The organism is Halobacillus sp. ABA4_118 (genome assembly GCF_056160205.1).
The window spans coordinates 1,608,858-1,632,176 of record NZ_JBSWWS010000001.1 but is presented as its reverse complement, the minus strand read 5'-3'; the positions used below and the strand labels follow the sequence as shown (position 1 = coordinate 1,632,176).

General features: G+C 48.3%; 19 protein-coding genes, 2 tRNA genes, 3 rRNA genes and 1 other annotated feature. All 24 genes read right to left on the bottom strand.

Going from position 1 to position 23,319, the window contains the following annotated elements:
- Window positions 1-112 precede the first annotated feature (112 nt).
- The 24 genes from nusG to ACXAGL_RS07880 all read right to left on the bottom strand — a co-directional run bounded on the left by nusG (window position 113) and on the right by ACXAGL_RS07880 (window position 23,315).
- On the bottom strand, window positions 113-649 hold the full coding sequence (gene nusG / locus ACXAGL_RS07995) for a transcription termination/antitermination protein NusG (RefSeq protein ID WP_027953437.1): 537 nt from the start codon (window positions 647-649) through the stop codon (window positions 113-115).
- Window positions 650-777: 128 nt separating this feature from the next.
- Window positions 778-954 (bottom strand): preprotein translocase subunit SecE, encoded by a 177-nt coding sequence (gene secE / locus ACXAGL_RS07990; protein WP_027953438.1) that lies wholly within the window; start codon window positions 952-954, stop codon window positions 778-780.
- A 39-nt stretch (window positions 955-993) separates the two neighbouring features.
- A complete protein-coding gene (gene rpmG, locus ACXAGL_RS07985; RefSeq protein ID WP_084162932.1) occupies window positions 994-1,143 on the bottom strand; it encodes a 50S ribosomal protein L33 in 150 nt (49 codons plus the stop codon).
- A gap of 78 nt (window positions 1,144-1,221) precedes the next feature.
- Window positions 1,222-1,878: an RNA polymerase sporulation sigma factor SigH gene (gene sigH, locus ACXAGL_RS07980; protein WP_027953439.1), complete on the bottom strand. Its 657-nt coding sequence runs from the start codon at window positions 1,876-1,878 to the stop codon at window positions 1,222-1,224.
- 81 nt (window positions 1,879-1,959) lie between these two features.
- A complete protein-coding gene (locus ACXAGL_RS07975; RefSeq protein WP_474970234.1) occupies window positions 1,960-2,469 on the bottom strand; it encodes an NYN domain-containing protein in 510 nt (169 codons plus the stop codon).
- Window positions 2,470-2,472: 3 nt separating this feature from the next.
- Window positions 2,473-3,219, bottom strand: coding sequence for a 23S rRNA (guanosine(2251)-2'-O)-methyltransferase RlmB (gene rlmB, locus ACXAGL_RS07970; protein WP_474990747.1), 747 nt, complete (start codon window positions 3,217-3,219; stop codon window positions 2,473-2,475).
- The gene (locus ACXAGL_RS07965) at window positions 3,216-3,617 is read right to left on the bottom strand and encodes a Mini-ribonuclease 3 (RefSeq protein WP_474970232.1); all 402 of its coding nucleotides are present in this window, start codon (window positions 3,615-3,617) and stop codon (window positions 3,216-3,218) included. Before ACXAGL_RS07965 ends, rlmB begins: the two co-directional genes overlap by 4 nt.
- A 5-nt stretch (window positions 3,618-3,622) precedes the next feature.
- A complete protein-coding gene (gene cysS, locus ACXAGL_RS07960) occupies window positions 3,623-5,023 on the bottom strand; it encodes a cysteine--tRNA ligase (RefSeq protein ID WP_474990745.1) in 1,401 nt (466 codons plus the stop codon).
- A complete protein-coding gene (cysE, locus tag ACXAGL_RS07955) occupies window positions 5,013-5,672 on the bottom strand; it encodes a serine O-acetyltransferase (protein WP_474970230.1) in 660 nt (219 codons plus the stop codon). Before cysE ends, cysS begins: the two co-directional genes overlap by 11 nt.
- 57 nt (window positions 5,673-5,729) lie before the next feature.
- Window positions 5,730-5,947, bottom strand: a binding site (T-box leader).
- A gap of 44 nt (window positions 5,948-5,991) precedes the next feature.
- Entirely contained in the window at window positions 5,992-7,461 is a 1,470-nt protein-coding gene (gltX, locus tag ACXAGL_RS07950) for a glutamate--tRNA ligase (protein WP_474990743.1), read from the bottom strand.
- A 58-nt stretch (window positions 7,462-7,519) separates the two neighbouring features.
- Entirely contained in the window at window positions 7,520-8,704 is a 1,185-nt protein-coding gene (locus tag ACXAGL_RS07945) for a bifunctional 2-C-methyl-D-erythritol 4-phosphate cytidylyltransferase/2-C-methyl-D-erythritol 2,4-cyclodiphosphate synthase (RefSeq protein WP_474990741.1), read from the bottom strand.
- Window positions 8,705-8,811: 107 nt separating this feature from the next.
- The gene (locus ACXAGL_RS07940; protein ID WP_474970227.1) at window positions 8,812-9,912 is read right to left on the bottom strand and encodes a PIN/TRAM domain-containing protein; all 1,101 of its coding nucleotides are present in this window, start codon (window positions 9,910-9,912) and stop codon (window positions 8,812-8,814) included.
- A 153-nt stretch (window positions 9,913-10,065) separates the two neighbouring features.
- Window positions 10,066-11,139, bottom strand: coding sequence for a DNA integrity scanning diadenylate cyclase DisA (disA, locus tag ACXAGL_RS07935; RefSeq protein WP_027953448.1), 1,074 nt, complete (start codon window positions 11,137-11,139; stop codon window positions 10,066-10,068).
- Window positions 11,140-12,519, bottom strand: a complete 1,380-nt coding sequence (gene radA / locus ACXAGL_RS07930; protein ID WP_474970607.1) for a DNA repair protein RadA — start codon at window positions 12,517-12,519, stop codon at window positions 11,140-11,142.
- 153 nt (window positions 12,520-12,672) lie between these two features.
- Window positions 12,673-15,135 carry an ATP-dependent protease ATP-binding subunit ClpC gene (clpC, locus tag ACXAGL_RS07925; protein ID WP_474970225.1) on the bottom strand — a complete coding sequence of 821 codons (2,463 nt, stop codon included), beginning with the start codon at window positions 15,133-15,135 and terminating at the stop codon, window positions 12,673-12,675.
- An 18-nt stretch (window positions 15,136-15,153) separates the two neighbouring features.
- Window positions 15,154-16,224: a protein arginine kinase gene (locus tag ACXAGL_RS07920; RefSeq protein WP_474970224.1), complete on the bottom strand. Its 1,071-nt coding sequence runs from the start codon at window positions 16,222-16,224 to the stop codon at window positions 15,154-15,156.
- Window positions 16,224-16,772, bottom strand: coding sequence for a UvrB/UvrC motif-containing protein (locus ACXAGL_RS07915; protein WP_474970609.1), 549 nt, complete (start codon window positions 16,770-16,772; stop codon window positions 16,224-16,226). The genes ACXAGL_RS07920 and ACXAGL_RS07915 overlap by 1 nt, the downstream gene beginning before the upstream one ends.
- 18 nt (window positions 16,773-16,790) lie before the next feature.
- A complete protein-coding gene (locus tag ACXAGL_RS07910; protein WP_474970222.1) occupies window positions 16,791-17,255 on the bottom strand; it encodes a CtsR family transcriptional regulator in 465 nt (154 codons plus the stop codon).
- Between the two features lie 164 nt (window positions 17,256-17,419).
- Window positions 17,420-18,109, bottom strand: a complete 690-nt coding sequence (locus ACXAGL_RS07905; RefSeq protein ID WP_474990738.1) for an MgtC/SapB family protein — start codon at window positions 18,107-18,109, stop codon at window positions 17,420-17,422.
- 75 nt (window positions 18,110-18,184) lie between these two features.
- Window positions 18,185-18,298: ribosomal RNA gene (gene rrf, locus ACXAGL_RS07900) — 5S ribosomal RNA — on the bottom strand.
- Window positions 18,299-18,376: 78 nt separating this feature from the next.
- Window positions 18,377-21,293: ribosomal RNA gene (locus tag ACXAGL_RS07895) — 23S ribosomal RNA — on the bottom strand.
- Window positions 21,294-21,463: 170 nt separating this feature from the next.
- Window positions 21,464-23,028: ribosomal RNA gene (locus tag ACXAGL_RS07890) — 16S ribosomal RNA — on the bottom strand.
- Together the 16S, 23S and 5S rRNA genes with 2 tRNA genes alongside form the textbook arrangement of a ribosomal RNA operon.
- Before the next feature lie 119 nt (window positions 23,029-23,147).
- Window positions 23,148-23,223, bottom strand: a tRNA-Ala gene (locus tag ACXAGL_RS07885).
- A 15-nt stretch (window positions 23,224-23,238) separates the two neighbouring features.
- A tRNA-Pro gene (locus ACXAGL_RS07880) sits at window positions 23,239-23,315 on the bottom strand.
- Between the last annotated feature and the right edge of the window lie 4 nt (window positions 23,316-23,319).

The following is a 23,319-nucleotide window of genomic DNA, read 5'->3' as shown; positions in this document are numbered from 1 at the left end:
ATTCACCCTCCCACTCCATTGCAATATGCAGAAACCTGTATTTTACAGGGCGCATATAGAACATAAAAATTCTAGCATCTTTAACTCTAATATGCAAGGGGAGAGATGAATTTTATAATTTTTCGATTTGAGTAAAGTCCAACTCGACTGGTGTTTCACGTCCGAACATATTCACGTGGACTTTGACTTTCTGTTTATCCGTGTCAATGTATTCGATCGTACCTGTGAAGTTGGCAAAAGGCCCATCTGTTACTGTAACACTTTCCTTCACCTCAAAGTCAACCTCTGCCTTCGGCTCTTCATTCATGCCCATCCGCTTAAGCACCGTTTCTACTTCTTCAGGGAGTAGAGGAATCGGCTTGGACCCTGAACCTGTGGAACCGACGAAGCCGGTCACCCCCGGCGTATTACGAACAACATACCAGGAATCATCCGTCATCACCATTTCCGCAAGAACATAGCCTGGGAAGACCTTTTTCTTTGCGATTTTCTTTTTGCCGTTTTTAATCTCAGCTTCTTCGTCCTCCGGGACAAGGACACGGAAAATCTTATCTTCCATACCCATTGATTCCACGCGCTTTTCAAGGTTTGTCTTAACCTTATTCTCATAACCTGAGTACGTGTGCACTACATACCATCTTTTTTCCATAATCACAGGACAAGTGCTTGCCCTTCCCTCCCTTGTATTAGAGTGATGAAAATTTCTCCAACATGAAAAAACCCGCGGAACGGGTTTTTTGTAAGTCTATCTCCTATTATAGCATAAAATCCACTCTACTATTCTTGAGCAATGAGTTCAAGCACTTGGGAAATCCCAAGATCTACAATAGCAAAGAACACAGCTACGAAAGCGACCGTTCCGAGAACGGTGATGGTGTAACGTGTCAGTTCCTGACCCTTCGGCCAGCTTACCTTCTTCATCTCCCGAGCTACATTCTTGAAGAACTTAAACATGCTGCAATACCCCCAAACTTGCGCCATCCGGCTGCTTCTCTACTTTGTCTCCTGGTGCAACGTATGTTTCCCGCAGTTTTTGCAGAACTTCCGTACCTCGAGACGTTCAGATTGGTTGGAACGATTTGTATATGAACTATAATTTCGATTGAGACATTCTGTACAAGCTAATATCACTTTTTTCCGCATTTCCGTCGCCTCTCTTTTAAGAGGTTTACACATACTCATTTAATGTAGCATTCAAAGGTTACCGTGTCAATGCAGCGTTCAGAGGGTGATTTCACTCACTTCCAAATACTTTTCGAGCTTTCTCTTCACCCGCTGCAATGCATTATCAATAGACTTCACGTGTCTGTCGAGCTCTATTGAAATTTCCTGATAGGAACGTCCATCCAAGTACAGCGTGAGAACCTTTCTTTCCAGATCGCTCAGCAGCTCGGACATCTTCTCTTCCATATCGGCGAATTTTTCTTTATTCACAATTAATTCCTGAGGGTCAATGGCTTTGGAACCGGCGATAACATCAAGCAGAGTCCGGTCTGACTCTTCGTCGTAAATCGGCTTGTCCAAAGAAACGTAGGAGTTTAAAGGGATATGCTTCTGTCTGGTGGCGGTTTTAATGGCGGTGATAATCTGACGGGTGACGCACAGTTCTGCAAATGCTTTAAAAGACGAGAGTCTGCCTTCACGATAATCGCGGATCGCTTTGTAAAGGCCTATCATACCTTCCTGAACAATATCTTCCCTGTCTGCTCCAATAAGAAAGTAGGTTCGAGCCTTTGCGCGAACAAAATTTTTGTACTTATTGATCAAATAGTCAAGCGCCTGGACCTGTCCTTGATTGATCCTTTCAACGATCGCTTCATCATCAAGCTTGCTAAGATCCAACTCACTGCTGCTTTTCTCCGTTTGTAAGATGCTCACACAGGATCCCTCCGACCGTGCTACCTAAATATAGCAATATTATACAGTAAGCGCTTGAAAAGCGTCAACAAGTTGTCAGAATTATTTATCTCCTCGCCGCCATTTCTCAAAGATTTCCCGCATCTCTTTGTCGATGGGAATCTTGGACTGGTACGGGTATAGATTATGATTTTCTACATCTTTCTCAATCTGGTTTTCTATATTTCTCATTTCAATATAAAGTTCCCGGGCCGACTTCCGGAAAGCTCCCTGCCCGAAGATCGTCCGCTGCTCGGCATAATCCGATGTCGCCACATAGACCTGTGTGCGGACATCATTCAAATCACCGGCTAATTTTTCAATACGCTCATCAGCAGTTTCGTTTTCTTTTGTAAAGATGACTTCCACTTTGTAATTTTTTTGTTTTTTTTCGAGGCCGCGCACATGATAGGCGTCAAATACAATGATGATCCGGTCACCTGTATAGGATTGGTACTCAGCCATCATCTCAATTAATAGATCCCGGGCCTGTCCGAGATCCTTATCCCTTAATTTCACGAGTTCCGGCCAGGCTCCGATCATGTTATAGCCATCAACAATTAGTACAACCATCTGTTACTCACCCAGCGGATGCCGTTTGCGATGGACTTCATACATAAGGAGGGATGCGGCTACAGAAGCGTTCAGGGAGGTTACTCTGCCAGCCATCGGCAGACTGACGGTCCAGTCACACTTGTCTTTGGTGAGACGACTCATCCCCCGGCCCTCGCTTCCGATGACAAGGGCAATCGGCATACCGCCATCCAGCTGTCTGTAATCCTCCGTACCCTCTGCATCTGTGCCGACGACCCAGACGAACCGTTCCTTTAATTCATCAATGGTACGGGCAAGATTCGTCACACGGGCCACAGGAATGTATTCAATCGCTCCTGTCGACGTTTTCGCCACAGTCGCCGTAAGAGCAACGGACCGCCTTTTCGGAATGATCACTCCGTGAGCTCCTGCTGCGTCTGCTGTCCGCAGAATCGATCCCAGATTATGAGGGTCTTCAATCTCATCACAGATGATGAAAAACGGCGCCTCCCCTTTTTCCTCCGCTTTAGCAAAAAGATCTTCAAGGTCTGCATATTCGTAGGCGGCTACAGAAGCAGCCACCCCCTGGTGGTTTCCGTCCACAAGCTGGTCGATTTTCTTTTTCGGTACCTTCTGAACGTTGACGCCCTGTTCTTTAGCCAGCTGCTCCAGCTTTTTAAACGCCTGGTACTGGAGCTGATCGGATACCATCACCTTGTTGATGGAGCGTCCGGCTCTCAGCGCTTCCTGCACCGGATTCTTTCCTATGATCCATTCTCCGTTTGTCATGAATGCTCGCTCCTTTCTTCTACGTGCTTAATGGAATAGTCGATCAGAGTTTCCAGTCTTTCAGTACGACCGGACAAATACAAAAAGCCAAGTACAGCTTCAAAAGCTGTGGAATAACGATAGGTCTGGACATTCGTGCTTTTCGGGACGGAGCCGGATTTGGCATTGCGCCCCCGGCGCAGCACCCCTTCTTCTTCCTCCGTCAAAAGTCCGTCCGCCTGCCAGGCTTGGACAACAGCGGCCTGCGATCCAGCTGATACGAACTGGACCGCCGCCTGATGTAGCTGCTGTGGTTTCACTTCTCCTTTTTCCAAAAGGTGATGCCTGACATACAGCTCATACACGGAATCCCCCATATAGGCGAGGGCGAGACTCTTCATCTGTTTAACATCCTTCATGGTCTTCAGCCCCGCTTCCAGCGCGTTCCCTGTGATGTATCCTCCAGGATAATATGACGGTCTTTCAACTCATCACGGATTTGGTCGGCACGCTCGAAATTCCGGTCTTTCCTTGCCTGTTTACGCTCTTCGATTAAAGCATCGATTTCTTCATCAAGAAGGTCTGTTTCTTCTCCAATTTGAATACCAAGCACACGCAGCAATTCTTCCAGCGTCTGTTCGAATGCATCAAGCACATCGACATGTGTCTGATTTTCCTGAAGGTAAAGGTTGGCGGCCTTGGTCAGGTCGAAAATGACAGAAATTGCATTCGCTGTATTGAAGTCATCATCCATTTCTTTAATGAACTGATCCTTGAATCCCTGTACTTTCTCCATCCACTCGTCACGGTCGGCCTGCAGACTCACTGACGTTTCTTTACGGTGACGAAGGTTTTCATAAGCATTCTGAATTCGTTCAAAGCTGCTCTTTGCGCCCTTCAATAATTCATCACTGAAATTGATCGGATGACGGTACTGGACACTCAGCATGAAGAAGCGGATGACTTTTGGATCATGCTTTTTCACAAGATCATGAGCAAGAATAAAGTTTCCGAGGGATTTCGACATTTTTTCGTTGTCGATATTAATATACCCATTATGCATCCAGTAACGAGCAAAGGATTCTCCGTTATGGGCTTCTGACTGTGCTATTTCGTTTTCATGGTGGGGGAAGGTAAGGTCCTGTCCGCCTGCATGAATATCAATCGTATCTCCAAGATACTTTTTCGCCATAGCCGAGCATTCAATATGCCAGCCCGGACGCCCGGTGCCCCAGGGACTATCCCATGTAATTTCCCCCGGCTTCGCATTTTTCCAAAGGGTGAAATCAAGCGGATCTTCTTTCTTATCTCCAACCTCAATACGCGATCCGGAACGAAGCTCATCGACGGATTGATGAGAAAGCTTTCCGTAATTGTCAAAGGAGCGGGTGCGGAAATAAACATCTCCGCCTGCTTCATAGGCGTATCCTTTATCAACAAGTCCTTGAATGAAACTGATGATTTCTTCCATGTTTTCTGTTACCCGGGGATGATCGACGGCTTCTTTAACTCCAAGGGCACCGACATCTTCCTTATAGGCATCGATAAACCGGTTGGCGATTTCTGTCACCCCTTCGCCCATTTCGTTGGCCGCTTTAATCAATTTGTCATCCACATCAGTAAAGTTGAGCACATAGTGCACATCGTAGCCGCGGTATTCAAAATAACGGCGGACCGTATCGAAGACGATGGCCGGGCGCGCGTTTCCGATATGAATGTAGTTGTACACGGTGGGTCCGCACACATACATTTTTACCTTGTCTTCTTCAATGGGTGTAAATGGTTCTTTCTTACGCGTTAAAGTGTTGTATACATTAATCGCCATTAGTCTTCACTCCTTCTTTCGCTTTCAGCTGATCACGCAGCTGCTGTAGTTCTTTTTCCAGATTGTTCAGCCGGTCATAAACAGGATCCGGCAGTTTATGGTGGTCGAGGTTTTTCTGGACTTTCCTGCCGTTCTGGATAACGACATGACCAGGGATTCCGACGACTGTGGAATTATCAGGGACATCTTTCAACACGACAGACCCAGCCCCTACCTTGGAATTCTCTCCTATAGTGATGGATCCAAGAACCTTCGCTCCTGTAGCAACAAGGGAGTTATCGAGCAGCGTTGGGTGCCGCTTCCCTTTCTCCTTCCCAGTCCCTCCGAGGGTCACGCCTTGGAATATCGTCACGTTATCACCGATTTCGCACGTTTCCCCGATAACGACTCCCATGCCGTGGTCAATGAAAAAACGGCGGCCGATCTTCGCGCCCGGATGAATTTCAATACCGGTTAAGAAGCGGCTCCACTGGGAAATCAGCCGGGCAGGAAAAAAGAATTTCCTTTTGTGAAACGCATGGGCCACCCGGTGCCCCCAGATGGCGTGGAGGCCGGAATAGGTAAGAATGACTTCAATGTAAGAACGAGCAGCAGGATCCTGATCAAACACCACATCCACATCTTCCTTGAACATCTTAAAAAGCCCCATACTTGCTCCCTCCTTTGAATAACACAAAGCAGAAAAAAAGCGCCCCTGTGCCTTAAGCACAGAGACGCTTGAACGTGGTTCCACTCTGTTTGGGAAACATGAAATCCTTTCCCCTCTCGAGCCTTGATAACGGAAGGCAGCCGCTTCCGCCTACTGATATTCAGCGGAAGACTCCGAGGTGCATTTCAAGGAACTCTCTCCAAATCACTTCCAGCCAAAGGTGATTCTCTCTGCAGAAGAGTGGTTCCTTTACTTCTCCTCATCAACGTTTCGTATAGGTAACTCTACTATATGATATTATTTCCTTCCTGTGAACGATTTAAGCTTGTCCTTTGCTTAATACATCGTTCAGTCGGACCGTAACGGTATCAAGTCCAAGCAGATGAATCGCGTTAGGAAGCTCCGGACCGTGTGTCTGACCGGTTGTAGCGACACGGATCGGCATGAAGAGTTTCTTCCCTTTATGGCCGGTTTCCTTCTGCACCGCTTTAATTTGTGCCTTGATATTGGCCGGTGTGAACTCTTCCAATTGCTGAAGGTTCTTTTTGAACGTTTCAAGCACCTCAGGCACCTGCTCGCCCTGAAGCACTTCCATAGCCGCTTCATCATACTGAATTTCCTGCTTGAAGAAGAGCTCTGTCAATTCGACAATTTCCGCTCCGTAATTCAACTGCTCCTGATAAAGGCCGATGAGTTCCTTCACCCATTGGCGATCCTCATCACTCATGTCTTCCGATACACGGCCGGCTTCCACAAGGTGAGGAAGAGCCAGTTCAACGACGTGATCAAGGTCAGCCGCTTTAATATACTGGTTGTTCATCCATTTCAGCTTGGCTGCATCAAATACAGCCGGGGATGTGGAAAGGCGCTCAGCATCGAAAATATCGATCAGCTGATCCTTCGTAAAGATCTCCTCTTCACCTACAGGGGACCAGCCCAGCAAGGTGATGAAGTTGAAAAGCGCTTCAGGCATATACCCCAGATCGTTGTATTGGGAAATGAACTGAAGAATGTGCTCATCACGCTTGCTCAACTTTTTACGGTCTTCGTTCAGGATCAACGTCATATGACCAAATTTCGGAGCTTCCCATCCGAATGCTTCATAAACCATCATCTGCTTTGGTGTGTTGGAAATGTGCTCTTCTCCGCGCAGCACGTGAGTGATTTTCATTAGATAATCATCGATGGCTACAGCAAAGTTGTACGTCGGTGTACCGTTTTTCTTAACGATGACCCAGTCTCCAAAGTCGCCGGATTCAAACGTGATGTCTCCGCGTACAATGTCGTTGAACGTATACGTATGGTTCTCCGGCACACGCAGGCGGATACTCGGCTCACGGCCTTCGGCTTCAAATGCCGCCATTTGTTCCTCTGTCAGGCTGCTGTGTGCACCGGAATACTTAGGTGCCTCCCCGCGGGCCATCTGCGCCTCACGTTCCGCTTCCAGTTCTTCAGACGTCATGTAGCACTTGTAGGCTAGTCCGCGCTCCATCAGTTCATCGACATATTTCTTGTAGATGTCCAGGCGTTCCATCTGACGGTAAGGTCCATATTCCCCACCAAGGTTCGGACTTTCTTCCCATTCAATCCCGAGCCATTTCAAATAATCCAGTTGGCTTTGCTCGCCGCCTTTGACATTCCGCTTTTCATCCGTATCCTCAATACGAACGACCATTTTCCCCCCTGCATTTTTAGCAAACAGGTAATTGAACAGAGCTGTTCGGGCATTTCCGATATGAAGATACCCCGTTGGACTTGGTGCATACCGCACACGTACTTCGTTTGTCATAATTGTTCTCCTTTCCGGTAACCGGTCATAATCCTTGACTCATTTTATCATTTTTTGCTTAGGATTGTGGATTCTTTTGCAACAGAACAACCGCCTGGGCCGCAATTCCTTCTTTTCGTCCGGCAAAACCAAGCTTCTCTGTTGTTGTGGCTTTGACATTGATGAGATCTTTTTCGGTCTGGAGCAGATCCGCAATGTTTTCTCTGATTTGTTCAATATAAGGGGCCATTTTCGGTGCTTGGGCGATCACAGTACAGTCCATATTCCCAAGCGTATACCCCTTTTTCTTAATAATTTCCCATACATGCTGGAGAAGACGGCCGGAGTCTGCATCCTTGAACTCCGGATCGGTATCCGGAAAATGCCTGCCGATATCTCCTTCTCCTACCGCTCCAAGACAAGCATCCGCGATGGTATGAAGCAGAACATCGGCATCCGAGTGTCCGAGGAGTCCTTTTTCATAAGGGATTTCAATTCCCCCGATGATACATGGACGACCTTCTGTCAGCTGGTGCACATCAAAACCTTGTCCGATTCGAAACATTGAATGTGCCTCCTTTTCCTTTTGGTTATTCAAATAGGCTTCTGCCTTATGTAAGTCCTCAGGAGTTGTCAGCTTAATATTGTCATAACTTCCCTGCACGACCGCCACTTCTTTACCAGACTGTTCCACTAACGATGCATCATCTGTACCATAGTATCCACGTTCCTGCGCTTCTTCATGCGCTTCGGTAATCAGATCATACTGAAAAGCCTGCGGCGTCTGGGCAGCCCACAGTTTGTTACGGTCGAGGGTTGTAAGCGTCCTTCCCTCTTTCTGTTTAATCGTATCCGTGACCGGAACAGCCAGCAGCGCCGCTCCTTTTTCCACAGCTGTTTCTGCTAATTGATGAAGACTTTCTTCCATGACAAAAGGACGCGCCCCGTCATGGATCAGTACAGGGATGTCTTTCCTCTGCACGACAGATAGTCCGGCATGTACACTGTCCTGCCGTTCTGCTCCCCCATTCACAGCCTTGATGGGTGTGGTTGAAGGAAATCGCTCAAGCAGTCTCTCCATCTGGTCCTGCTCCTGTTCATTCGTAACGAGAACGATTTCCCCACACCACTCATCTTGTTCAAAGACAGACAGAGTATGAAGGATCAGAGGTTTATCATTGATGTTAATGAATTGTTTATTGTGACCTGCACCCATCCGCTTTCCTTGTCCGGCCGCAAGCACAATCGCTGTGTATTTTATCATAATAGCCACCTTGAGCGGGATAGTGTTGTGAAATTCCCCATAAAAGAACAAAAGCGATAACATACGCGTTATCACTTTTGTATTTCTCTATTTAGTTTATACCGTTTTTAAAGGGCTTTTTCAAGTGATTTAGGCTTTGCGAAAATCATGCGGCCCGCTGATGTCTGAAGGACACTGGTGACCACAACTTCAATCGTCTTACCGATAAAGTCCTTCCCTTCTTCAACGACAATCATTGTTCCGTCATCCAGATAAGCGACACCCTGATTCTGCTCTTTCCCGTCTTTGATCACCTGGATGGTCATTTCCTCACCAGGGAGCACAACAGGCTTCACAGCATTTGCAAGATCATTGATGTTCAGCACTTGAACATTTTGAAACTCACAGACTTTATTTAAGTTGAAGTCGTTGGTCACGACAATACCGTCCGTGACTTTAGCGAGTTTGACAAGCTTGCTGTCCACTTCCTGAATCTCTTCAAAGTCACCTTCATAAATCTCCACATTAACAGGAAGATCCTTCTGCAGCCGGTTCAGAATATCCAAACCTCTGCGTCCGCGGTTTCTTTTCAGTCCGTCAGAGGAATCAGCAATGTGCTGAAGTTCTTCAAGAACAAACTGGGGAATCACGATCGTACCTTCCAGAAAGTGAGTTTCACAGATATCTGCGATTCTACCATCAATAATGACACTGGTATCAAGAATCTTCTGCTTAGGAATCAACGACTCATCCACCGCTGTACCGGAAGAGCTTTCCGCGTCCTCGTCCGCTTTTTTATCCTTTTTGGAAACAAGATTCAAGAATTCATCTTTACGTTTGAATCCGACCTGAAAACCGAGGTAGCCAAGCAGAACGGTAAGAGCAATCGGTACGACCTGGTTGATGACCTGGATTTGAATATCCTGGACAAACACATTAATCAAATACGCGATCAGCAGTCCAACAATTAAACCTAAACTTCCGAACAGTAAATCAGCGACAGGGGCCCGGACAAGAGAATCCTCCACCCATCGAATGAAATCGACAATATAATCTACGATCCAGAATGTTAATAAAAATAAAATAAGTGCTCCTATTACAGCTCCCATGACAGCTTGAATCCAGGTCTGCCACGTAAGCCCCATGGTTGTAAACAGTTCAGGGAAATAGAGGTAACCGATGGTTCCGCCGGTAATAACAATAAACAACTGTACAATACGTTTAAGCACTTGTATTCACCTCCTCAAACACAGTATGACCAAACCTCACAACCATTAATCATATAAAAAGGAATGATGGTCTTAAACTTAGCACAACTTCCATTTTTAGTCAATGAGCAAAACATTCATCATACCACATTTATTTTAAATAAGTCAATGTTCTTATATATGACGGTCTACAAACAGTTGTTCCTGTATGCGGTCGAGTCCGTCTCTGATTTTTGCTGCCCGGATTTCCCCGACGCCATCGACTTTGACAAGCTCTTTGGGGGAAGCCTGGATGAGATCATCAAGGGTGCTGAACCGCTGCACCAGGTGTTCAATAATTAAAAACGGAAGACGCGGGATCCGGCTGAGAATCCGGTAGCCTCGTGGATGAACGGCATCAGAAAGCTTCGTTCCGGTTGAATACCCCAGTAGTTTTAATACCTGCTCATCAGAAAGAAGTTCCGGATTGGACACTTCCTGCATCTTCTTTAACATATAGTAAGGTTCGTAATCAGGCCGGCGGCTGTAATCCTTCATGAGAAGCTCTGCCTCTTCCTCAATGTTGGAGACCAGTTCCGTGAGCTGAAGCTGGATCAGACGTCCTTCAATTCCAAGCTCATTCACATAATTTAAGATTTCTGTCTTTGTGCGGAGAACCATTTCAATCCGGTGTACAACCTGGACCACTTCGGAAAAGGAAACCATGTTCTCGAATTCCATGGCTCCAAGGTTGGTGACGCTTTGGTCGAGCACATTTTTATACTTTTCCAATGTCTGAATTGCTTGATTCGCCTTCGTCAGGATGACGCCGATGTCTTTCAAGGAATAACGGAGCGATCCTTTATACAGCGTTATGACATTCCTCCGCTGGGAGATGGCAATCACAAGTGAACCTGTCTGCTTGGCCACCCGCTCAGCTGTCCGGTGACGCATCCCTGTTTCATTGGAGAGGATATCAGGGTTCGGCATCAACTGGGCATTCGCGTATAAAATTTTCGTACCTTCATCATTAAGGATGAGCGCTCCGTCCATTTTGGCCAATTCATATAAGTGCGCCGGTGTGAAGTCTGACTGGATGTGAAAACCACCATCCACGAGTTCCCGCATACCGTCTCCATAGCCCAGGACGATTAAGCCCCCCGTATTTGCACGGAGGACGTTGTCAATGCCGTCCCTAAGTGGCGTCCCCGGAGCCACCAGCTTCAAAATGTCTCCAATTCCGTTTTCCTTGATTTCGTGCCATTCCATTTATGTGTCCCCCAATGTGACCTTCATAGCTTCCTGGACGGTGCTGACTCCGATCACTTCAATCTGGGAGGGCGGTGTCCAGCCATCCATGTTCTTCTTAGGAATGATGACCCGCTTGAAGCCAAGCTTAGCCGCTTCCTGAACACGCTGTTCAATCCTTGCTACACGACGGATTTCACCGGTCAGACCCACTTCCCCTACTACGACATCATCCCCATTGGACGATTGGTTGCGGAAGCTTGAGGCAATGCTGATCGCCACGCCAAGGTCAATAGCCGGTTCATCCAGTTTGACACCACCGGCGACTTTGACATACGCATCCTGGTTTTGGAGCAGAAGACCGGCCCGTTTCTCAAGAACCGCCATAAGCAGCGGCACCCGGCTGTTATCAAGTCCTGTCGCCATACGCCTCGGATTCCCGTAGGCCGTTGGTGAAATGAGAGCCTGAATTTCCACAAGCACGGGTCTCGTTCCTTCCATGGAAGCAACAACAATTGAGCCGGCTGCCCCCTGGGACCGCTCCTCAAGAAAGATCTCCGAAGGGTTGAGCACTTCTTCAAGTCCTTTTTCCTTCATTTCGAATATACCCATTTCGTGCGTGCTTCCGAAACGGTTTTTCACACTTCTCAAAATTCGGAAGGTGTGATGGCGCTCTCCTTCAAAATAAAGGACGGCATCCACCATATGCTCCAGAAGCCGCGGCCCCGCGATGGATCCTTCTTTCGTAACATGCCCCACAATAAAAATCGGGATACCTTTGCTTTTGGCAATTCTCATCAGCTGACTCGTACATTCCCTCACCTGGGAAACGCTCCCCGGGGCAGATGTGACATCCTCTTTGAATATCGTCTGGATCGAGTCAATGACGACGAACTTCGGATCGATCTGTTCAATCTGGTTCGTCACGTCCTGGAGATTCGTCTCCGACAGTACATAAAGCTCGTCAGATGTGATGTCTAAACGTTCCGCCCTCAGCTTCGTCTGCCGGGGAGATTCTTCCCCTGATATGTAGAGGACCGGAAAATCCTTATCAGCGATCTGCGCGGAAACCTGAAGGAGTAATGTTGACTTACCGATACCCGGGTCTCCCCCGATTAAAACTAAGGAGCCTGCTACAATACCACCGCCGAGCACGCGGTTGAATTCAGGCATATCTGTCGGCAGCCGTGGCTCTTTCTGTGATTTGATCTGTGTAATTTTTTCAGGTTTTGTCGTTGCAGAAGTGGAACTGGTCTGGAAAACGTGACGGGAATTGGCAGCCGGAGCCGACATTTCCTCCACGAGCGTGTTCCATTGATGGCACGCAGGGCATTTCCCCATCCATTTCGGTGTTTCATATCCACATTCCTGGCAGACAAACTTTGTCTTTCTTTTTGCCAAGAGATCACCTCTTCTATTCCTATGAGTGTATACGAAAAAGATTGTGAGGAAGTTTCACAGTCTTATCATTTTTATTAAATGTTGTGATTCAAATCATACCGGAATAAGAAAAAAATCGGAAGGCAGACACCTTCCGATTCTTTACTCATGCAGTCAGCTTGTTGAAGACTCCTGCTGCTTATGAACGACGAAGTTCTTTTCATCGTCCAGATCAATTTTAACTTTTTGGCCTTTAGCGATGTTTTCCTTAAGAAGCTCTTCAGACAACAGATCCTCGACGTTTTTCTGAATGGAACGTCGCAGTGGTCTTGCACCGTACTCCGGATCAAAACCGGAATCTGCAATATAGGTAATGGCTGCGTCTGTGAGCGTAAAGTCGATTTCCTGTTCCAACAGGCGTTTTCTGAGTTCTTCAGCCATAAGAACAACGATGTCTTTCATATGTTTCTTCTCAAGAGAATGGAAGACGATTGTCTCGTCGATACGGTTCAGGAATTCAGGACGGAAGGCTTTCTTCAATGCATCCGTAACCTTGGACTTCATGTCCTTGTAATCCTGGCCCGATTCTCCCATAGAGAATCCAACATATTTATTCTGCTTAAGCTCCTGGGCTCCAACGTTGGATGTCATAATCAGCACCGTGTTACGGAAATCAACGACACGGCCCTTGGAATCTGTCAAACGACCATCTTCCAGAACCTGGAGAAGGATGTTGAAGACTTCCGGGTGCGCCTTTTCGATTTCATCCAGCAGAACGACGGAGTAAGGCTTGTTACGCACTTTCTCAGTCAGCTGGCCGCCTTCTTCGTAGCCGACATAACCTGGAGGAGAGCCGACCAGACGGGACGTGCTGTGTTTTTCCATGTACTCGGACATGTCAATACGGATCATGGCATCTTCCTCGCCGAACATGCTTTCTGCAAGGGCGCGGGCGAGTTCTGTTTTACCGACACCTGTAGGTCCAAGGAAAATAAAGGAACCGATTGGACGCTTCGGATCTTTCAAACCGGCACGGGCACGGCGGATCGCCTTGGAAATGGCCTTAACGGCTTCTTCTTGACCAATGACACGGTTGTGAAGCGTCTCTTCAAGGTTCAACAGACGCTCACTTTCATCTTTCGTCATCTTGGAAACAGGAACGCCGGTCCAAACAGAAACGACGGCTGCGATATCTTCAACAGTTACCTCAGAGTCTTCCTGTCCCTGCTTTTCCTTCCATTCGTCTTTCGTCTGCTCCAGTTCATCACGAAGGCGCTGCTCGCTGTCACGCAGGGAAGCGGCTTTTTCAAATTCCTGGCTTTGTACCGCTGCATCTTTCTCCTTGCGAACTTCCTCAAGCTTCTGTTCGAGCTCTTTTAAGTTCGGTGGAGCCGTGTAGGAACGCAACCGCACTTTGGATGCTGCTTCATCAATCAAATCGATCGCTTTATCCGGAAGGAACCGGTCTGTGATGTAACGATCAGAAAAACGGACGGCAGAATCAATGGATTCATCTGTAATCGTTACACGGTGGTGCGCTTCATAGCGGTCACGCAGTCCTTGAAGGATCTGAACAGACTCATCAAGCGTCGGCTCATCCACCTGAATCGGCTGGAATCGGCGCTCAAGAGCCGCATCCTTTTCAATATACTTACGGTACTCATCAAGTGTCGTAGCTCCGATACACTGCAGCTCACCACGGGCAAGCGACGGTTTAAGGATGTTGGAAGCATCAATGGCACCTTCAGCACCACCGGCGCCGATCAGCGTGTGAAGCTCATCAATGAATAAAATGATATTGCCTGCCTGACGGATTTCCTCCATCACTTTTTTCAGACGGTCTTCAAATTCACCGCGGTATTTCGTGCCAGCGACAACGGTTCCCATATCAAGCGTCATGACGCGTTTTTCACGAAGAATTTCGGGCACTTCGTTATTCATGATCTGCTGGGCAAGGCCTTCAGCGATAGCGGTCTTACCAACACCAGGCTCACCTACAAGAACAGGGTTGTTCTTCGTACGGCGGCTTAATACTTGAATCACGCGCTCAATTTCCTTACTGCGGCCGATGACCGGGTCGATATTACCTTCCTTGGCAATTGCTGTTAAGTCACGGGCAAGGGAGTCAAGGGTCGGCGTATTCGCATTCGCCGCCTGAGCTCCTGAGCCGCCGCCTCTGCGATTCTGACCGCCGGTGGACTCATTGTTCCCAAGCAGCTGAAGAACCTGCTGACGGGCTTTATTCAAGCTTACACCAAGGTTGTTCAATACACGGGCCGCCACTCCTTCTCCCTCGCGGATCAAACCGAGAAGAATGTGTTCGGTTCCGACATAGGAATGACCAAGCTTGCGTGCTTCATCCATGGAAAGCTCAATCACCTTTTTCGCACGCGGCGTATAGTGAATCGTCTGGGATACTTTCTCTCCCTTGCCGATTAACTTCTCGACTTCCTGCTGGATTTTAGAGGATTCCAGACCTAAAGCCGTCAAAGCTTTGGCTGCAATGCCTTCCCCTTCACTGACAAGTCCAAGCAGAATGTGTTCTGTTCCAATATTGTTGTGTCCTAAACGGACAGCTTCTTCCTGCGCTAAAGCAAGTACTTTCTGTGCTCTTTCTGTAAATCGCCCAAACATCATGGACATTCCCTCCTAACATTATTCTTTATGCTCAAGCTGGAGCCTCTCACGGATAAGCGAAGCTCTCCTTACATCCCTCTCATCAGGGGATAACGATGTTTCAGCGTATTGCTGAAGGAAGCCCGGCTGTGTCAAAATCACCAATTCATTCAAAATGGTTCTTGGAATATGATCAATGAGACCAAGATCGATACCGAGCCGCAGGTCGGACAGACATTTCGCCGCCTCTTTCGATTCGATGATGCGGCTGTTTGTTAACACCCCGTACGACCGGAAAATCCGATCCTCCAGACGGATACTGGAGCGGTGCATCAACGTCTTTCTTGCTTTCCTCTCCTGGTCGATCAGCTGCTTCACGACACTATGGAGATCTTCCACAATGTCCTCCTCCGACTTTCCGAGAGTAATCTGGTTGGATATTTGAAAAATGCTCCCCAGTGCTTCACTGCCTTCCCCGTAAATACCTCTTACCACCAGCCCCAGCTGGTTGATCGCCGGAATCATCCGGTTGATCTGCTGAGTCATCGATAAAGCAGGGAGGTGCATCATTACGGAAGCCCTCATCCCCGTACCTACGTTTGTAGGACAGGCCGTAAGATATCCTCGGTTTTCATCAAAGGCATAATCTACTTTTTCCTCGAGCCAGTCATCAAGCTGACTCGCCTGTTCCAGTGCTTTATCAAGCTGAAAACCCGGGAAATATAATTGTATGCGTACATGGTCTTCTTCATTAACCATGATGGAGACCTGTTCATTTTGAGAAATCAGTGAGGCTGAGTTTTCTGAGTGCTCAGCAAGGTGAGGGCTGATCAAGTGCTTTTCTACAAGCACCCTTTTCTCCACAGGTTGAAGGTCCCGCATCCGGACCAATTCAAAATCCTTATAGTCCCGGAAAGACGTCTGCTGAAAATTTTCTTCAAAATGAGCCAGGACCTTACTTAAGGTGTCCTCCTTTGCGATGATAGGAAAAGGATGTTCTGCAAAATTCCGGGCGAGGCGTATGCGGCTGCTCATCACAATATCGCTGTCCGGTCCCTCCTGTTTCATCCATGGACTGATGGCTTCATTGATAAACTGCTTCAGGGACATTACTCTTCACCACCCTCATCCTGATGAAGTTCGTTCTCTAATGAACGTATCTTATCTCTACATTTCGCTGCTTCTTCAAATTCTTCCTGCTCGATTAATTGTCGAAGATTAATTTTATATTCTTCGATTTCTTTTTTCAGATGAAGGTTTCCGCCTTCTCTCTTTGGAATCTTCCCATCATGACGGGTATTCCCGCTGTGTACACGTCTTAAAATCGGGTTAAGCCGATCATTAAATGTTTCATAACAGACGGCACAGCCAAATTTGCCGATTCTAGCAAATTCATTATAAGTAAGTCCGCAGTTCGGACATTTTAGAGTTTCTTTTTTAGGATACGTTTGAGGACTCTGTCCCTTAAATGGAGAAGGGCCCTCAGAATGAAAAAGACCGGAAAGCAGATCGTTCAGCGAAAAATTTTCTTCACCATAGTTCATATAGCCATTTTCCTTTGCACACTGCTCACAGACGTGAATCTCTGTCTTCTGACCATTCACAACCTGCGTCAGATGCACCGTTGCCGGACGCTGATGACATTCCTGGCATTCCATCTGAATCTCTCCCTTCAGTCAGCATTTGTATTTAAGGGTAAATAACATCGCCTTCATAATCCGCGATCGAATTTCATCCCTGACAGGCAGAGGAAAAGCCAGCACATCGCGGTCAATGACACTCTGGAGAAGTTTCCCTTCTCTTAACGTAATCACATCAAATTCTACGAGACGCGCAAGAACGTCCTCCGCCTGAGACTGAGAGACACGTGGGTGAATGAGGTGCATCACATCTTCGATCATTTCAGAATCCTTGCGATGCTGGATCCGGCTGATGCGGATATACCCTCCACCTCCACGTTTACTTTCTACGATATAACCCTTTTCCACTGTAAAACGTGTCTTAATCACATAATTGATTTGAGATGGAACACACTGAAACCTTTCCGCCAGTTCGCTTCGCTTAATTTCAATGATCTGCTTTTGACTTTGATCCAGTATATCTTTTAAATAATCCTCAATGACATCGGATATGTTCCGCATCGCCCCTCCCCCTTCTTCTGACTTTGACTATCTTTGACTTTAATTTTATTATACTCAAATTTTATCCGTACGCAACTATCTTGTTTGTTTGATACACACCATCTATGTTTCCCCGATTGAACTTGAATTAAAACAAAAAATCTACACAGATGTCTGTGTAGATTTCATGACCGATCATGACCGCAGCCTTCCACTCCATTAATAGATGTAATCTCCGCCAGCAGCTTTGAACGATCGAGGCCGGGCTTTTTTTCAATCTGAACGGTCACTCTCTTCTGCTCGCCATCAAGAGCCATTACATCCAAACTGCGAATGTCCAGGTCCTCCTGTTCAAACAAAGAAAGCAGCTGATGAATCTGCAGATCTTTTTTTATTGTAATATGATACGTAGGACCGCCGTTCAATTTCTCTTTTTCTACTTTGTTTAAAAGAATCAGACTGATCAGCACAAACAGTGTGGTTACTGTTGCAACATCGTACATTCCCGCTCCAACAACGAGACCGATGCCAGCAACCGTCCAAATAGAGGCAGCTGTTGTCAGCCCCCGGATGGTCATGCCGTTGACGATGATCGTACCCGCTCCCAAAAAGCCGATCCCACTGATTACATAAGATGGAATACGGGCGGGATCAAAGCGCACTTGATCATATTCCTCTATGAACGCTTGAAATCCATATAAAGAAAGGAGCATCATCATACAGGCACCCACCCCTACAAGGATATGCGTCCGGAATCCAGCGGAATGATTTTTCAATTCCCTCTCAAAACCTATGAGTCCTGCTAATAGTAACGCGAAAAATAATCGAAAGATGAACATAAGTATATCTTCATGGAAAAAGTAGGACCAGTTCATGGATAACCTCCTTTATTCAACAATATATTCTTAATAGAAAAAAACCAGAAGTAAATACTTCTGGTTTTTTGGTTGACGTGGCAGCGTCCTACTCTCACGGGGGTAAACCCGACTACCATCGGCGCTGAAGAGCTTAACTGCTGTGTTCGGCATGGGAACAGGTGTGACCTCTTCGCCTTCACCACCACATCGATATAAAGTTTGAGGTGAACCCTCAAAACTGGATAAGGAAACAACTATTGATGAAACATCATTCACGAAGTATATATAGATAAGTCATCGATCCATTAGTATCCGTCAGCTCCACGTGTCACCACGCTTCCACCTCGGACCTATCAACCTCATCGTCTCTGAGGGATCTTATCTGCTCGAAGCAGAGGGAAATCTCATCTCAAGGGGGGCTTCATGCTTAGATGCTTTCAGCACTTATCCCGACCACACGTAGCTACCCAGCGATGCTCCTGGCGGAACAACTGGTACACCAGCGGTGTGTCCATCCCGGTCCTCTCGTACTAAGGACAGCTCCTTTCAAATTTCCAACGCCCACGACGGATAGGGACCGAACTGTCTCACGACGTTCTGAACCCAGCTCGCGTACCGCTTTAATGGGCGAACAGCCCAACCCTTGGGACCGACTACAGCCCCAGGATGCGATGAGCCGACATCGAGGTGCCAAACCTCCCCGTCGATGTGGACTCTTGGGGGAGATAAGCCTGTTATCCCCGGGGTAGCTTTTATCCGTTGAGCGACGGCCCTTCCATACGGTACCGCCGGATCACTAAGCCCGACTTTCGTCCCTGCTCGACTTGTAGGTCTCGCAGTCAAGCTCCCTTGTGCCTTTACACTCTGCGAATGATTTCCAACCATTCTGAGGGAACCTTTGGGCGCCTCCGTTACTCTTTAGGAGGCGACCGCCCCAGTCAAACTGCCCACCTGACACTGTCTCCGGACCGGATTACGGTCCTGGGTTAGAATGTCCGTACAGCAAGGGTAGTATCCCACCAGCGCCTCCACCGAAGCTGGCGCTCCGGTTTCCAAGGCTCCTACCTATCCTGTACAAGCTGTACCAACATTCAATATCAGGCTGCAGTAAAGCTCCACGGGGTCTTTCCGTCCTGTCGCGGGTAATGTGCATCTTCACACATAGTATAATTTCACCGGGTCTCTCGTTGAGACAGTGCCCAAGTCGTTGCACCTTTCGTGCGGGTCGGAACTTACCCGACAAGGAATTTCGCTACCTTAGGACCGTTATAGTTACGGCCGCCGTTTACTGGGGCTTCGGTTCAACGCTTCGCATAAGCTAACGCATCCCCTTAACCTTCCAGCACCGGGCAGGTGTCAGCCCCTATACTTCGCCTTACGGCTTCGCAGAGACCTGTGTTTTTGGTAAACAGTCGCTTGGGCCTTTTCACTGCGGCTCCTCGGCAGAGGAGCACCCCTTCTCCCGAAGTTACGGGGTCATTTTGCCGAGTTCCTTAACGAGAGTTCTCCCGCTCACCTTAGGATACTCTCCTCGCCTACCTGTGTCGGTTTGCGGTACGGGCACCTCTTTCCTCATTAGAGGCTTTTCTTGGCAGTGTGAAATCAGGAGCTTCGGTACTATAGTTCCCTCCCCATCACAGCTTGACGTTGCCGGACGGATTTGCCTATTCCGACCGTCTCACTGCTTGGACGTGCACATCCAATGGCACGCTCTCCTTATCCTCCTGCGTCCCCCCGTCATTCAAACGGAAAGGAGGTGGTACAGGAATATCAACCTGTTGTCCATCGCCTACGCCTTTCGGCCTCGGCTTAGGTCCCGACTAACCCTGAGAGGACGAGCCTTCCTCAGGAAACCTTAGGCATTCGGTGAAAGAGATTCTCACTCTTTTTTCGCTACTCATACCGGCATTCTCACTTCTAAGCGCTCCACCAGTCCTTACGGTCTGACTTCGCAGCACTTAGAACGCTCTCCTACCACTGATCATAAGATCAATCCGCAGCTTCGGTGGTGTGTTTAGCCCCGGTACATTTTCGGCGCAGAGTCACTCGACCAGTGAGCTATTACGCACTCTTTGAATGATGGCTGCTTCTAAGCCAACATCCTGGTTGTCTAAGCAACTCCACATCCTTTTCCACTTAACACACACTTTGGGACCTTAGCTGGCGGTCTGGGCTGTTTCCCTCTCGACCATGAACCTTATCACCCACGGTCTGACTCCCAGAACAAAGTCTATGGCATTCGGAGTTTGACTGAATTCGGTAACCCGATAGGGGCCCCTCGTCCAATCAGTGCTCTACCTCCATGACTTTCTATTCTGAGGCTAGCCCTAAAGCTATTTCGGAGAGAACCAGCTATCTCCGTGTTCGATTGGCATTTCACCCCTACCCACACCTCATCCCCGTAATTTTCAACTTACGTGGGTTCGGGCCTCCAGTCAGTGTTACCTGACCTTCACCCTGGACATGGGTAGATCACACGGTTTCGGGTCTACGACCGCATACTCACTCGCCCTGTTCAGACTCGCTTTCGCTGCGGCTCCGCTTCTGCTGCTTAACCTCGCATACGGTCGTAACTCGCCGGTTCATTCTACAAAAGGCACGCCGTCACCCATTAACGGGCTCCGACTACTTGTAGGCACACGGTTTCAGGTTCTATTTCACTCCCCTTCCGGGGTGCTTTTCACCTTTCCCTCACGGTACTGGTTCACTATCGGTTACTAGGGAGTATTTAGCCTTGGGAGATGGTCCTCCCGGATTCCGACGGAATTCCTCGTGTTCCGCCGTACTCAGGATCCACTCCGGAGAGAGGAAGATTTCGACTACAGGGCTGTTACCCTCTTCGGCTGATCTTTCCAGATCGATTCGTCTATCTTCCTCCTTGATAACTCCAAAGGAGTGTCCTACAACCCCAGAAAGCAAGCTTTCTGGTTTGGGCTGATTCCGTTTCGCTCGCCGCTACTTGGGAAATCGCGTTTGCTTTCTCTTCCTCCGGGTACTTAGATGTTTCAGTTCCCCGGGTCTGCCTTCCTATACCTATGTATTCAGTATAGGATACTGTCCCATTACGAACAGTGGGTTTCCCCATTCGGAAATCTCCGGGTCAAAGCCTGCTTACGGCTCGCCGGAGCATATCGGTGTTAGTCCCGTCCTTCATCGGCTCCTAGTACCAAGGCATCCACCGTGCGCCCTTATTCACTTAACTATCTTCGTGAAAAGACGTTTATATAAATCAATTAGATGTCTTGTCATCATGATCTCATCGCTAGATGAGTCATAATTCCTTATCCAGTTTTCAAGGTTCACAAATTTGAAAGATGCTTTGATCTCTCAAAACTGAACAACCAACACAGTACGTTTCCGTAATATCCTTAGAAAGGAGGTGATCCAGCCGCACCTTCCGATACGGCTACCTTGTTACGACTTCACCCCAATCATTGGCCCCACCTTCGGCGGCTGGCTCCAAAAAGGTTACCTCACCGACTTCGGGTGTTGCCAACTCTCGTGGTGTGACGGGCGGTGTGTACAAGGCCCGGGAACGTATTCACCGCGGCATGCTGATCCGCGATTACTAGCGATTCCGGCTTCATGCAGGCGAGTTGCAGCCTGCAATCCGAACTGAGAATGGTTTTATGGGATTTGCTACACCTCGCGGCTTCGCTGCCCTTTGTACCATCCATTGTAGCACGTGTGTAGCCCAGGTCATAAGGGGCATGATGATTTGACGTCATCCCCGCCTTCCTCCGGTTTGTCACCGGCAGTCACCTTAGAGTGCCCAACTGAATGCTGGCAACTAAGATTAGGGGTTGCGCTCGTTGCGGGACTTAACCCAACATCTCACGACACGAGCTGACGACAACCATGCACCACCTGTCACTTGGTCCCCGAAGGGAAATCCCTATCTCTAGGGAGGTCCAAGGATGTCAAGACCTGGTAAGGTTCTTCGCGTTGCTTCGAATTAAACCACATGCTCCACCGCTTGTGCGGGCCCCCGTCAATTCCTTTGAGTTTCAGCCTTGCGGCCGTACTCCCCAGGCGGAGTGCTTAATGCGTTAACTTCAGCACTAAGGGGTGGAAGCCCCCTAACACCTAGCACTCATCGTTTACGGCGTGGACTACCAGGGTATCTAATCCTGTTTGCTACCCACGCTTTCGCACCTCAGCGTCAGAAACAGACCAGAGAGTCGCCTTCGCCACTGGTGTTCCTCCACATATCTACGCATTTCACCGCTACACGTGGAATTCCACTCTCCTCTTCTGTCCTCAAGTTCCCCAGTTTCCAATGACCCTCCACGGTTGAGCCGTGGGCTTTCACATCAGACTTAAGGAACCGCCTGCGCGCGCTTTACGCCCAATAATTCCGGACAACGCTTGCCCCCTACGTATTACCGCGGCTGCTGGCACGTAGTTAGCCGGGGCTTCCTCGTCAGGTACCGTCAAGGTACCGCTCTATTCGCACGGTACTTGTTCTTCCCTGACAACAGAACTTTACGATCCGAAGACCTTCATCGTTCACGCGGCGTTGCTCCGTCAGACTTTCGTCCATTGCGGAAGATTCCCTACTGCTGCCTCCCGTAGGAGTCTGGGCCGTGTCTCAGTCCCAGTGTGGCCGATCACCCTCTCAGGTCGGCTACGCATCGTTGCCTTGGTGAGCCGTTACCTCACCAACTAGCTAATGCGCCGCGGGCCCATCTGTAAGTGATAGCGAGAAGCCATCTTTCAACTTATCTTCATGCGAAGAAAAGTATTACCCGGCATTAGCCCCGGTTTCCCGGGGTTATTCCGATCTTACAGGCAGGTTGCCCACGTGTTACTCACCCGTCCGCCGCTCGTTCCACGAGCTTCACCCCGAAGGGATCCGCTCGCTTCCCGCGCTCGACTTGCATGTATTAGGCACGCCGCCAGCGTTCGTCCTGAGCCAGGATCAAACTCTCCATAAAAGTAGTTTGACTTGCTCATCTGCACACCGAATGTGCTTGTTTCAAATTTCTTCATTAAAGAAGAAATGTTTTGACGTACTGGTTGGTTCGTTCAGTTTTCAAAGATCAAATAAAATAATTGGTGGAGCCTAGCGGGATCGAACCGCTGACCTCCTGCGTGCAAAGCAGGCGCTCTCCCAGCTGAGCTAAGGCCCCATTATAAATTTGGAATGGTCGGGAAGACAGGATTCGAACCTGCGACCCCTTGGTCCCAAACCAAGTGCTCTACCAAGCTGAGCTACTTCCCGTTAT